General features: G+C 64.5%; 7 protein-coding genes. 3 read left to right on the top strand and 4 right to left on the bottom strand.

Annotation, left to right across the window (positions count from 1 at the left end; genetic code table 11):
- Positions 1-54 precede the first annotated feature (54 nt).
- Both OHB24_RS31815 and OHB24_RS31810 read right to left on the bottom strand, forming a co-directional pair.
- Complete coding sequence (locus OHB24_RS31815) at positions 55-1,044, bottom strand: aldo/keto reductase (protein ID WP_327634554.1); 990 nt, start codon at positions 1,042-1,044, stop codon at positions 55-57.
- Positions 1,045-1,053: 9 nt separating this feature from the next.
- Positions 1,054-1,932, bottom strand: coding sequence for an aldo/keto reductase (locus OHB24_RS31810; RefSeq protein WP_327634553.1), 879 nt, complete (start codon positions 1,930-1,932; stop codon positions 1,054-1,056).
- A gap of 180 nt (positions 1,933-2,112) precedes the next feature.
- On the opposite strand from OHB24_RS31810, the gene OHB24_RS31805 reads away from it, so the two are divergent.
- Complete coding sequence (locus tag OHB24_RS31805; protein ID WP_327634552.1) at positions 2,113-4,263, top strand: ATP-binding SpoIIE family protein phosphatase; 2,151 nt, start codon at positions 2,113-2,115, stop codon at positions 4,261-4,263.
- Positions 4,260-4,589, top strand: a complete 330-nt coding sequence (locus OHB24_RS31800; protein WP_327634551.1) for an STAS domain-containing protein — start codon at positions 4,260-4,262, stop codon at positions 4,587-4,589. Before OHB24_RS31805 ends, OHB24_RS31800 begins: the two co-directional genes overlap by 4 nt.
- Positions 4,590-4,616: 27 nt before the next feature.
- Here OHB24_RS31800 and OHB24_RS31795 read toward each other — a convergent pair whose 3' ends face one another.
- Positions 4,617-7,388, bottom strand: a complete 2,772-nt coding sequence (locus tag OHB24_RS31795; protein ID WP_327634550.1) for a helix-turn-helix transcriptional regulator — start codon at positions 7,386-7,388, stop codon at positions 4,617-4,619.
- A 143-nt stretch (positions 7,389-7,531) separates the two neighbouring features.
- Between OHB24_RS31795 and OHB24_RS31790 the strand changes: the two genes are divergently transcribed.
- The gene (locus tag OHB24_RS31790) at positions 7,532-7,852 is read left to right on the top strand and encodes a hypothetical protein (RefSeq protein ID WP_327634549.1); all 321 of its coding nucleotides are present in this window, start codon (positions 7,532-7,534) and stop codon (positions 7,850-7,852) included.
- A gap of 780 nt (positions 7,853-8,632) precedes the next feature.
- Here the strand turns inward: OHB24_RS31790 and OHB24_RS31785 are convergent.
- A complete protein-coding gene (locus OHB24_RS31785) occupies positions 8,633-12,916 on the bottom strand; it encodes a CHAT domain-containing protein (RefSeq protein ID WP_327634548.1) in 4,284 nt (1,427 codons plus the stop codon).
- Between the last annotated feature and the right edge of the window lie 95 nt (positions 12,917-13,011).

Here is a 13,011-nt window from a genome sequence, read left to right as displayed (position 1 = left end):
CCTCGCCTGGGGACTTCTACTACCCGCTAGTACCCCAAACGAGCTCCGGCGAACTCAGAGTCCGACCATCGCCATGCCGGCTGGGTTGTAGCGGTCCCCCTGGACACCGATCCGAGCGGCGAGCGCGTCGAGATCGGCGATCTCGTCGGCCGACAGCGCGACCTGGGACGCGCCGGTGTTCTCGTCGATCCGCGGGCGGCGGCGCGTTCCGGGGATGGGGACGATCCACGGCTGCTGGGCCAGCAGCCAGGCGAGGGCGATCTGGCCGGGCGTGCAACCCTTCGGCTCGGCGAGGGCGCGGACGTAGGCGACCAGGGCCTCGTTGGCGGTGAGGTTGCCGGCCTCGAAGCGCGGGACCCGCGAGCGGATGTCGCCGGCGCTGAACTCCGTCGACGTACTCACGGTGCCGGTCAGAAAGCCCTTGCCCAGCGGGCTGAACGGCACGAACCCGATCCCGAGCTCGGCACACGCCGGCAGCACCTCCGGCTCCGGGTCCCGCGTCCACAGCGAGTACTCGCTCTGCACAGCGGTGACCGGATGTACGGCGTGCGCCCGGCGGATCGTGTCCGCGCCGGCCTCGGACAGCCCGAAATGCCGGACCTTCCCGGCCTTCACGAGCTCGGCGACCGCCCCGGCGACGTCCTCGATCGGTACGTCGGGGTCCACCCGGTGCTGGTAGAACAAGTCGATCACGTCGATCCCGAGCCGCTGCAACGACTCGTCCGCGACCCGCCGGATCTGCTCGGGACGCGAGTTCGTCCCGGTCATCTTGCCGTCCTGGATGTTCCACCCGAACTTGGTCGCGATCACGACCTGGTCGCGCAGCGGCGCCAGCGCCTCGCCGACGAGTTCCTCGTTCACGTACGGCCCGTACACCTCGGCCGTGTCGAAGAACGTCACGCCGGCGGACTCCACGGCGTACCGGATCACGCCGATCATGTCGTCGCGGTCACCAGGGTTCGGTCCGTAGCTCTGCGACATCCCCATGCAGCCGAGACCGACCGCGGAGACCTCCAGGCCCTGACCGAGCGTACGTGTATGCATGATGCCTCCTCAGGCCTCGGGGATTTCGATGCCGCCGAACCCGCGGGTGATGGTCTCCGGCGCCGGGCCGCCGCGGATCCCGGTCTCGAGTGCGTCGATCGCGGCGAGCTGCTCGTCGGTCAGCTCGAAGTCGAAGACGGCGAGGTTCTCCGCGATCCGGGACGGGGTGACCGACTTCGGAATCGGCTGCCGTCCTTCCTGCACATGCCAGCGCAGCATCACCTGGGCGGGCGTACGGCGGTGTGCCGCGGCGATCTCCAGAATCGTCGGATCTTCCAACGTCGACCCCTTCGAACCGTCCCGGTAGAAGGTGATCCCGCCGATCGGCGACCATGCCTGGTTGAGGATGCCGCGCTCGTTGTCATAGGCAAGCAGCTCGGGCTGCTGGAAGTACGGGTGGATCTCGAGCTGGTTGACCGCCGGCACGACACCGGTCTCGGCCAGCAACCGGTCCAGGTGCGGCGGCATGAAGTTCGACACTCCGATCGCCCGGACCTTGCCGTCGGCAAGCAACTTCTCCAGGGCCTGATAGGCGCCGATGGTGCGCTCGAAATCGCTGGGAACCGCCTGGTGCAGGATCAACAGGTCGATCTGCTCGACGCCGAGCTTCCCGGCGCTCTTGTCGAACGCGTGCAGCGTCTCGTCGTACCCGTAGTCGACGACCCAGATCTTCGTCTCGACGAAGACGTCGTCCCGGCCGGAGCGCCGGATCGCCTCGCCCACTTCACGCTCGTTGCCGTACGCCGCCGCTGTGTCCACGTGCCGGTATCCGACCTCCAGCGCCGTCTCGACAGCCGCGATCGTCTCCGCGGGCGGTGTCTGAAAGACACCGAACCCGATCGCCGGCATCTCTACCCCGTTGTTCAACTTGATCGTCGGAACGCTCATGCCGCCACCGTAGGCCCCGCACGCTACGCCCTGGGAGTCACTGCCGTTCCAGGTACTGCCAGTGCCTCCCACGCCGCCTTGACGTAGTCCGATTTCCAGCGTCCCATGAGGTAAGGCAACGGGCGGTCGGAGGGGTGAACCGGGTGACGCTCTCGCGGCTAGTGAGCCCGTAGAAGAGCCATGGCTGGGCGCGTGGGAGCTCCGTGGACCTCGAGGCCACTCAGACTGCGCCTACCGGCGGATCTGGGCCACACTGCCGCGGCCATCGTCCTGGTCGGCGCCGCCTACTACCTCGGTGCACGTCTGGGCCTGAGCCTGTCGCTGGTCGAGCGGAACGTCACGCCGCTGTGGCCGCCCAGCGGCATCGCGCTGGCCGCGTTCCTGGTGCTGGGGAGGTCGATGTGGCCGGCCGTCGCGCTGGCAGCGCTGGCCGTCAATCTGCCGATCAGCGCCGGTCCGGTGCCCGCGCTGTTCACCGCCCTGGGTAACACCCTCGCGCCACTGGTCGCGGCGATCGTCCTCGAGCGCGTCGGCTTCCGGCGTCAGCTGGATCGCCGGCGTGATGCGCTGGCGATCGTCTTCCTGGGTGCGCTCGCGAGCATGACGATCAGCGCGACCGTCGGCGCCACCACGCTCGTAGCCTCGAATGCGATCACCATTGATCAGCTGGCCGGTGCGTGGGCGGTCTGGTGGACCGGCGACGCCATGGGTGTTCTCGCCGTCGCGCCGTTCCTTCTGTGCATCCCTCTGTTCTGGGAGCACGAGCGGTGGCCGGCCGCGCGCTGGTTCGAGGCCGCGGTGATCCTCGTGCTGACCACGGTCCTGGCGTTGTGGACTGCGTCCAGCGGCCTGTCACTGTTGTTCCTGGTGCTGCCGTGCCTGGGCTGGGCCTCGTGGCGTCTGCACCTGCGCGGAGCTGCCCCGGCCGCGCTGATCGCCTCGCTCATCGCAACCTGGTCGGCAACACACCAGCTCGGACCCTTCGCGGGCGAGTCGCTACTGGGGCAGATGTTGACCCTTCAGGCGTTCAACGCCACCATCGCGCTCACATCGTTCTTCCTCGCCGCACTCGTGACCGAGCGTGTGCAGTTTGCTCGCGCGCTGATGTCCGCAGCCGCCAATCTGGAGGAGCGGGTCAAGACTCGCACCGCGCAGCTCACATCGACCAACGACCGCCTGCGCCGCGAGATCCACCAGCGGTACGAGACCGAACAGCAGCTGACCCTGGAGGAGGCACGCGCCCGGCGCGAGCACCAAATCGCGGAGACGCTGCAACACAGCCTGCTCCCGGACCGGATGCCGGACATCCCTGGCGTGGCCGTGGCCGCCCGCTACGTCCCAGCGACCGCGGACCTGCACCTCGGCGGTGACTGGTACGACGTGATCCAGCTGCGCGGCGGCCTGATCGGCCTCGTCATCGGAGACGTTGCCGGACACGGTCTGCAGGCCGCGGCAGCCATGGCACAGCTGAGGATGGCTGTCCGGGCGTACGCCGTACACGATCCTTCACCGGTAGCCGTGATGAACGGCCTGCACGAGCTGGTCCGCGAGTTGCCGATGGCCGAGATGGTGACCTTGCTCTACGTCCTGTACGACCCGGACACCGGCACGATCCGGTTCACGAACGCCGGACATCCGCCGGCCCTCCTGATCGACGACTCACACACGAGGTACCTCGACGGTGGATTGGCTCCACCGCTCGGCGTACTCGCGCACCAGGACTATGCCGAGGCAACCCAGGCACTGCGGCCTGGAGCCACTCTCCTGCTCTACACCGACGGGCTCGTCGAGGAACGCACGCTCTCAATCCAGGACGGCCTCGATCGGCTACTAGCCGAAGCATCTGCCAACGGGCAGGTCGACGCTCTCTGCGACCGGGTCCTGTCGACACTCCGCGACGGCGAGGTCGCCGACGACATCGCACTGATCGCACTCCAGCCCTTGGTACTGGCCGGTGCACCGCTGTCCCTCGACGTACCAGCCGATGCACGCATGCTCTTCCACGTCCGGCACGTCCTAGGTCGCTGGCTGCGCGAGTCAGGCGTCGGCGCGAGGGACGCCGGCGAGCTAGCGATCGCCTGCGGAGAGGCCTGCAGCAATGTCGTCCGCCACGCGTACGGCGCCTCGCCCGGCAACCTGCACCTCGAGGGGCGCCTCGTGGACGGCGCAGTCGAACTGACCGTCCGCGACCACGGCCAATGGCGAAACCCAACAAACCGCAGCGGCGGCTTAGGCCTAACCCTGATCCGCGGCCTCACCGACTCGACAGACGTCGACACAACCCCAGAAGGCACAACAATCCACATGCGCCGCAACCTGGACGAACCGTGACCGCGTACGCAGTAGTGGATGCTCGAACAAGCAACGGCGTCCGCTGTGTGCGAATCTGCGGCGAAGTCGACCTCACCAACGCCACCAACGTACGCGAAGCCATCAGCCGCCTCGCCTCCCCCGACGCGCCCGTCATCATCGTGGACCTAACCGACACCACCTACCTAGACAGCTCCGCCATAGCAATGCTCTTCCACCTGGCCGAACGCCTCACCCAACGCCGCCAGAAACTCCACATCGTCGTCCCACCAAACTCCCCACTCCGAGCCGCCCTAGAACTGACGGCCCTCCCCCACACGATCCCGCTCCAACCCACCCTCGAATAACGCCACCCACGCGCGAGCTGAGTACTTTCACATCGGCGGTGGTTGGTCCAGGCCGAGGCGCGCAGCGATGGCCGCCGCTTGCACCCGCGTCTGCACTCCGAGCTTGTCCAGGATGTGGGTCACGTGGACGCTTGCGGTCTTGGGGCTCATAAAGAGCGCCTCGCCTATCTCGCGGTTGGTGAGTCCGTCGGCGAGCAGCGCTAGGACCTGCTGCTCGCGGTCTGTCAGGGCGGGCGGACCTGCCGGGCTCGGCACCGGCCCCGCCTGGTCGTGAGGTGCGCCGCTCTGTCCCGTGTCGATGCGGGCAAGTCGGGCGAGCTTGCCGATCTGCTCGAGCAGCGGAGCCGCGCGGAGGCGTTCGGCAAGGTGCCGTGCCGCGATGAGTTGTTCGGCAGCTGTACGTCGGGCGGCGGCGCCGGGGCGGCTGGTGAGGATCGCCTCGGCGGCGCGGAGTCGTGCCTGAGCCTCCTCGTACGGTCGCCCGAGCGCGGACCATTCCCGCGCCGCGATCAGCCACGGATCCGGGTCGAAGGCTCCCGTAGCGCGCGATCGCTGGCCATCGATCACGGCAGTTACGGCCGCTCGGCTCCGGCCCTGGGTCGCGCCGCCGAGGCGCGACACCAACTGCTCGAGGCGGTCAGGCGCACGGACGGCCGCAGCCGCCTCGAGACCGGCGAGCAGTAGCCCGCCCTCCACATCCTCATCAGCGCCTGCACGCGCGGTGTCGGCCACTGACAACGCCAACTCGAGCGCCTGCTCCGCACGACCAGTCCGCAGCAGGAGGAGCGTTTGACCTTCGCCGTACGACGCCAGGAATCGTGGTTGATCGCGTTCGTTCAAGGATGCCGCGTGACGCAGCGACTGCTCCGCCGCCGCGATATCGCCGCGCGCCAGGTATACGTGGACCATCGTCACCTGGAAGAAGCCCAGATCAGACGGCGCCGATCGCTCGGACATCCAGGCAACCGCCTCGTCCCATCGACCGGACTCGTAGAGCGCCTGGACGACGTTGCTGTCCATGAGGTCTTCCAGCCAGTGCCGGCCCAACATCAGCCGGCGCACACGCTGCCCGACGAAGCGCGCGATCTGTGCGGCTCGGTCCGGTTCACCCATCCGCAAGTAGACATCGGTCAGAGCGACCCCGGCCATCGCGAGATCCTCTGGTTCAGCCAGCTTGTGCGCGATCGCGAGTGCCGTGAGGTCATGTCCGAGCGCCTGAGAGAACAGGCCCTGCAGAGCGGCCCCGATACCGAGTACGGCGTGAGCTTTGCCGACCGTCCGGTGGTCCGCGTACTTCGCGCCCAACTCGAGCGCGATGCGCGCCGGCGCCTCCACCTCGTCCCACCGCGAACAGGTGCCGAGCGCCATTGCCTGGCAGGCGCAGATCCTGGCCAACGTCGGTTCGTCGCCGGCGGACGTCAACCGCTGAGCGAGCTCGACGTCGCGCAATGCCTGCTCGGTGTCCCCCACGGTGGTTCCGAGCCAGCAGCGTGTCAACGCTGCGCCCAGCACCTCCTCGCGCGTAGTGGACATGGCCGTGAGATCGCCTTCCAGCAACCCCATGGCCCGGTCCGTCTGACCGACAGAGCCCAAGTGCGTCGCCGCCGACACGAGGAGCGACAGCTTCTCGGGTACGTCGGCCAACGCCGTACGGGCGGAACCCCACAACGACGCGGCCTCGGCGTACCAATGACCGGCCTCGGCTATCGCGTACCCCTGCTCGGCCGCCACAGCAGCCCGCACCGACCAGACGAGCCCGTCGTCGGCGTCCTCAGCGCGGCAGTACTGCTCAGCAATCTCCGCGACCCGGGCCGCGCTCGGCCGCTCGGGCAGATCCGCCTCCAGGCACGCCGCCAGCCTGGTGTGCAGCTGCCGCCGATCACGCGATAACAGTTCCTCGTACGCAACCTCGGCCAGCACGGGGTGACGAGCCATCGCCCCATGTCCAGCCTCGCGTACGACGAGACCTGCGTCGCACGCCTCCCAGACGGCGTCTGCAGCACCGGAGGCCGCAGCGAGCATCTCGTCGTCGGTCAAACCCCTGCCAAGGGTCGCGGCGGCGGCGACCACCATGCGAGCGGGCAGCCCGACGGCATCAAGCCTCGAGACCAGCACCTGGCGCAGCGACTCCGACGGTTCCGCGTCACTGCCCGCCAGCTCGGCATTGAGATAAGGGTTGCCGGAGCTGCGCGCGTACACCGCTGCCACGACCTCATCGGAACAGTCCGGCAGTTGAAGAGCGGTCTCCTCAAGGGTCAGCGGGTGAAGAGGTACGTCGGTGACCGACAAGATGCGCAACTGTTCCCCGAGCCAGCGCGTGTGCTCGGCGTCAGTGTCCTCGTCCCGCCAGGTCAGCAAGACCAGCAGACCCGTCGATGGGAGGTTGCGGCTCAGGTGCGCCAGGAAATCCAGGGTCGACACATCCGCCCAGTGCACGTCCTCGACGACGAGCACTGCGCCGTCCTCGGCGATCTCACCAACCGTGCGCATCATCGACTCGACGGCCCACGCTCGACCGGCTGCGACCGACGTAAACACCTCCCCGGCAGCATCCCGGCCCACCCCGAGTGCCGCGTCCAGTCCCCCATACGCCACCGCACCGGACAACGGCGCACACGCACCCCTCAGGATCCGCAACCCGGCGGAATCGGCATCCGCCACGGCGGCACGCACCACCGTCGTCTTCCCAATCCCCGCTTCACCCCGCACGACCGCAACGGCCGACCCTTTCGGCAATCCGGCCGCCAGCTCCCCAAGCAGCGCAAGCTCCCCCTCGCGCCCGATCAACACCCCACCCACCCCACCATCATGCGCCCCGCTAAGGCATCAGCAACGGCCATCTAAGGAAACGCCGTCGCGCCCCCTGCTCGCATGCCCGATGTGCTGACCACGCCCGCGGACGGACTGTGGTCGAAACACCAAACTCTCAACAAGGAGAACCCATGAACCACAAGCGCATCATCATCACCGCCCCCGTCCTCGCCATCGCCGCCCTCGCGTTCACCTCCGCGGAGTCGAACGCCAAGGTCCTGCCGTTCCCCGACCCCGCCGCGGTCGCTCCGCAAGACCCCGGCGCACCGAACTACCCGACCTACGACCCCGCCGACGCGGTCCCGACCCAGCCCACCAGCACCAACTCCACCATCGTCACAGACGACACCACAGCCGAGGCACTCCAAGCCGGCGCATCAGGCCTCGGCGGAGCAGCCATCGCCCTCACCGCCATGTGGCTCCACCGACGCCACCAAACCCACACCGCCTAGCAACATCCAGCCGGCCAGGCGCACCCCAGACTCCGTGCGCCGCGCCGGCTCGCCGCCCCGGGCCTCAGCCAGCTACTCGAGCCGCAGATGCCTCATCATCCACCACAACCCGGCGCCCGACGGGTTAGCAGCCCGGCGAACATAATCCTCCGCCAGCACTGAGTCGCCGTCGCTGCGGGACGGTCGCTCGACAGCGGCCGGCGAGCACAACTCCGACCGCAACCCGCAGGTCCGACGACAGCAGGAAAGGACGCACCGACGACAGACCAGGCGCAGGTGTGAGCAGACCTAGCAGGCACACAGGAGGAGCGAAACGACGCGGCGCCTGCGGAGCGCGCGAGGGGTCGATCACTCCACCCCAATCACCTACCTGACACGCACGCCCGAGATGGCCCATGCGACTACGAGGCACTGGATTTCGAGGTGCCTTCGAAGAAGGTGTAGATCTCTTCCAGCCCGCGGTCGATTCGCGTCGCACGCTGCGAATCCGCGCCTGACCTGCGCGTTTGGCTCCCAGCGTTGCTCAGCCGTATTCGTTGTTTCCCATCGTCCCACGGAGCTGTGACGGAGCAGGTATTTGCCAAGAGCAACCTTGAGTGACGCTGTAGGCAGCGATCAGAGCCCACGTGAGACCACATGCGCATGACGCGACAGCGGGCAACTCTTGAGTTGCTCCTGCCGCGCTCGTTGCAAGATGCGCGCAGTGCCGAATTGGACCGGCCGATATTACAAGATTCCCCGCTGATCGAAGATCTGCACGCCAACGCACATCCGGGCCACTCAGGAGCCATGATGTTGATATCCGGCCCATAGGCTCGGAAAGTGCGGGTACCTCGCACGCAGATTCAATACCGCTTGGCGCAGACACCCGGCAATGTCTGACTTGGGCGCGTTCGCCAGAGTGGTGTAAAAACCCACGGTCATCTCCAACGCTACCGAATCCACAATCTTCCACTGGCTCCCCACGACATGACGGAAGCCGGCGATCTGGAAAGACGAGCCGATGCTGATCGCTTCGTCGACGATGAACTCCGCGGAGCGCAGCGCCTCACAGGCGGAGAGGAAGACCAAATCCGCGGACGGCAGGCTCAGCGAACTTACCGCCCCGGCTGAGAACGTCCGCTGGTTGTAATCAGCCAGGATGAGCTCGGCGGAGAATGCCGAGGCTTCCCCCAGCACCGCGTGACACGCAAAATGAGCGACACGTCGCTTCTCAAGCGCAGAACTGACCGCGGTTGACGTCGCCGACTCTCCGACTAGCGGGAGTATGTCGTCAAAGAGCTCGCTCAACTTAGACAGCTCAGCAAGCGCGGCGGGCAGTGGTGGCGCTGCAGGTGTCTCGGGCATCGCCACAACTACAGCGGATCTCAGCGCGTCGTAGTCAATCAGTCTGGCTGACCGCCGCGCCATCGCCAGTGTGAATGCATATGATGAAATCATTGTATCCAGCGCCGAAGTCGAACTCCACGAGGCGGCATGGATAGGTAGAAGTGCCAGCATGCCAGTCGGAATCCACCACACGGGCCGAGTTCCGTCCCGCTGTGGCCATCTCATGGCGCGCACGATCGGCCCTACAATCGCCTGTCCCAACCACTCTAGGACACCGCGCACCTCTGCCTGAGCACGCAGGAACTGGGATATATCAGATGCCCAGGCGACTTCGGCCGTCGACAAACTGCCCCGGAGAGCGTCTACATAAGATCGCACCATCACGGGCGTCACCAGCCACAGGCGTACGACCCGGATCCCGCCGTCTTCGATGACAATCGCATCTGAACGTTGGGGAGCGACGTTGATCATAACCGCCGCGCCGCCTTCAACCCCCGCCGCCGATCCGAGCATGTCGTCATGCTCCGGCATGAGAAAGTCACCACCACCTGGTATCTGCCGAATCTCATCGATCAACGCTTGCAGATCCGACGCGAGGCTTCGGCGCCGAGCGGACATATAAATGGCCGATGGCATTTCGTCAACCGATAGCCCATAGCCAGTGAGACTGCGTAGTTCTGTTTGAAGGGACTCGAAACGCGCAGCGTGACCGGGAGCCACAACTCGGAGATGTTCGGCCGCAGCTCGAACATCCAGTGCCTCAGTAATCAGAAAAGCCCGCGCTCTTTCCAAAAATCCAACAGCAATTGTCGGATCGTCGAGCTGCAACGCGCAGGCGGCCGCTTCCGAAGAAAGGCCAGAGATCCTTCTCAACCAATACTCTCTGCTCTGCTGATTAAGTTCGATCGAAACAAGTGCAGGCAAGAGTTGAACGGCGCGGTGAAATGCTTGCACGGCTTCCTGCCACCTCTTCATCCGAGCGGCCAGTCGGGCCGCCGCCAGGGCAGATTCGATCCGAATCGAAAACACCGGAACGTCAAAGTCCGCGGCAGCCAAACGGGCGTTGATTGAGGCGTCGTGATCGCTTGATTCTCCCCCTCGATCTCCGCGTCGTTCAAGTGCGCTCCCGATAATCGTAAGTGCATACAATTGGAGGAAATCGTCACTGGTTGATTCGAGCACTCCTCTTGCGGTGTCGATTGCTACGGCGAGGTCATGAAGATCTCCAGAGACGTCGGACTTGGTAAGCGCTGAAGCAGCTACGTCCAATGTATGCGAATTCGCCATCACGGAGTTCTTCGGCAGCAGTCCAATGGCCTGCATGCCTACAGCAATCGCCTGTTCCCAATCCACAACATCTCCTGTTGCTTGGGCAATTACCCGCAGGCATCCGAAGAAGTTGTGCAAATGAATAGAATGTGAACGCTTGTTGTCCTTCTCGTCCGACGAGATGGCTTCGAGGCCTGCCTCGAAGGCGTCACTCAGGTCCTCAGGGATACCCGTCATCCGATACCGTGTTTGCAGGGCTGCGCATAGATTGTTCTGCCAGGAGTGCAGTCGCGGGTCATGCGGATCTGATCTGTCAACCGCGAACCGAGTGTGCTCCACTGCCTGATCGATGTGATCCACGTCCCCAGACTGTTCAAACAATTCGCGATACGTGTCACCCAATGCGGAGATCGTATCAAGATCCTGAGCGCCGAGCGCTGCTTCCATGTCGCGAGAGGCCACAAAGGTGTCGATTGCTTCGATAAGAAGGGACTTGTCATGCGAAATCGAGGCATGACGCGCAATGGAAACACCGAGATTGTGAAGAGCGCCCGCAGCGAGCTCGTGGTCGCTCCGTACCATCGAAAGAATCTCTTTGGCTATTTGAATGGACTTGAGTGAATCCTCGTCGGCACCGCGTCCGTGGTCGAGCGCACGGTCCATAAGGGCGATTCGCAGGGTGTCGAGGGTTGTGACTCGATCTGTCAATTCGCCCGCAGAGGACTGAACCGACTCAAGCCCTGTGATCGCTGCGTCGAGGTCTTCTCTCGCAGCGGTGCTCCGATACAGCATCAGCCGAGCATTGGCGATTTTATTGACTAGCGATCGACGCGGAACCTTTTCCTCTGCGAACGACATAATCGGCTCGAGGGCAAGGATCGCCATCTCGGCGTCGCGTCTCGACGAGCCAGCCGCGAGCGCCAATTCGCCGATCCCCAAGCGGCACGACACTGAAGCGTCGTCGTCGGCGTCGCCTGTCTCCTCGACAATCTGTGTCAGACGTGTCTGTATCCGCCTGGCCAGACTGCGCTCGAATCCGCTCGACCACGCGGACGCGAGAAGCGAAGCCGCCCTTCCGAGGAGAAGGTACTGATCGCGCTCGACGTCGAGGGAAAACAAGTCCTTGACTGCCTCGCTAACCTGTGCGATCAGCTCACCGTTCTCGCCCGTATCGTCAAAATGATAGCAGGAAACCATCACGAACAAACCCAGGACGACCACGCGACTGGCGTTATCTGCTGGCGGAGCATCTTTTGCTTTGGTGTAGGCCGCAAGGACATCAAGCCTTCGCCAACTGTCGTCGGCATGACCGGTTGCCATCAACAGATTCGTTAGGCCACGAACAGGATCTATCATATCTGGATCATCATTTGCCGCCGCGGCGGCCAGGAAGTGGGACAGCGCTTCATCGCGATCGGCAGCCAATTTCACATCGTCGTAACGGGCGAGCAGGGCGCGCCCCGCGGTGCAATGAGCCATAACCAGATGCTCCTGAGTGGCCGCAGCGCCGGCGACAGCTAGTCTTGCGGACGCGATTGCCTCGTCGGCGAGATTGCCCTTCGCCCCGACAGTGACGAGCGCCGAAGCTAGATTGGCGTGCTGCCGCCAAAGGTGAGTCTCGTCGCGTTGTTTCCGAAGCAGGAGTCGAAGAATCGCGATTGGAATCTGATCAGTCGACTCGGGGCCATTCCACTCGCCCGCCCGCAGAGTCATGGTCAACGCCAGATCGCTCAACGCATTGGACACCTCTGGCGCGAGGGACGTCGCGTCGGATAGCACATCGAGACCCGCCCTCAATATTCCGAGATCGTTGGTCTCCGACTGAACGCGCTGCATAACTTCAGCGATAGCCATGGTCCGCTGATCGATGAGATTCTGTTCGTTACTCCTCGCAAGGAACTTCCTGCTCAACACAAGCGATTCAGCGATGTACCTCTTCTCTCCCGAAGTGAAGTAGAGATCTTCCAAACTGCTGCACAGCAACATCGCCAACTCGTCGAGCTGACTGATATCTGCCAGGCTATAAGATGTACGGAGCAGCATGGTTTCAATCTTCATTGCGTCTTGGTCGCGCGTTTCGCCATAGATACGACTCGCCATCGTTGCGAGGTGGTACCAACTCCACTCATTCTGCGGGATGAATTGTGGGGCGTCGTCGGAGTGTCCTTCTATGTAGGCCAGCACCTGCGCCATCGGCGCATCTGGTATGTCCACGTCTAAATGGTAGACAGGATGAAGGCATACCAGACTGAGAGCCATTCGATAGCTTCGCTCTTCGCCCTCCACAGCGTCAGCTAGATGCGAATAGTAGACGCCCAAGGCGAGCCTGATCCTCATTTCCCTCATTACTACAGGGTCGCGCACCAGTTTGTCGGCCAATTCCATGAGTTGGAGGAAGTTCCGACGATCATCGTTCGCCAAGACACGGTGCAGCGCATCTACGAATGTTTCAGCGTCGAGGGTCACCGCAGCGGCTCCTTCCAGACTGTATTGTCGACTGGTGGACTGTGCTAGCCTCAGCGTGCTACGAGCGCTCAGGTTCTCTTGCGATTGGCGGAACA

Source organism: Kribbella sp. NBC_00482, from assembly GCF_036013725.1.
Lineage (GTDB): Bacteria > Actinomycetota > Actinomycetes > Propionibacteriales > Kribbellaceae > Kribbella.
The sequence above is the reverse complement of the archived record's forward strand: the minus strand, read 5'-3'. Positions and strand labels throughout refer to the sequence as shown.

Coding starts and splice junctions, on each gene's coding strand:
- OHB24_RS31810 (WP_327634553.1), bottom strand. CDS start 1,932: ATGAGCGTTCCGACGATCAAGTTGAACAACGGGGTAGAGATGCCGGCG.
- OHB24_RS31805 (WP_327634552.1), top strand. CDS start 2,113: ATGGCTGGGCGCGTGGGAGCTCCGTGGACCTCGAGGCCACTCAGACTG.
- OHB24_RS31790 (WP_327634549.1), top strand. CDS start 7,532: ATGAACCACAAGCGCATCATCATCACCGCCCCCGTCCTCGCCATCGCC.
- OHB24_RS31815 (WP_327634554.1), bottom strand. CDS start 1,044: ATGCATACACGTACGCTCGGTCAGGGCCTGGAGGTCTCCGCGGTCGGT.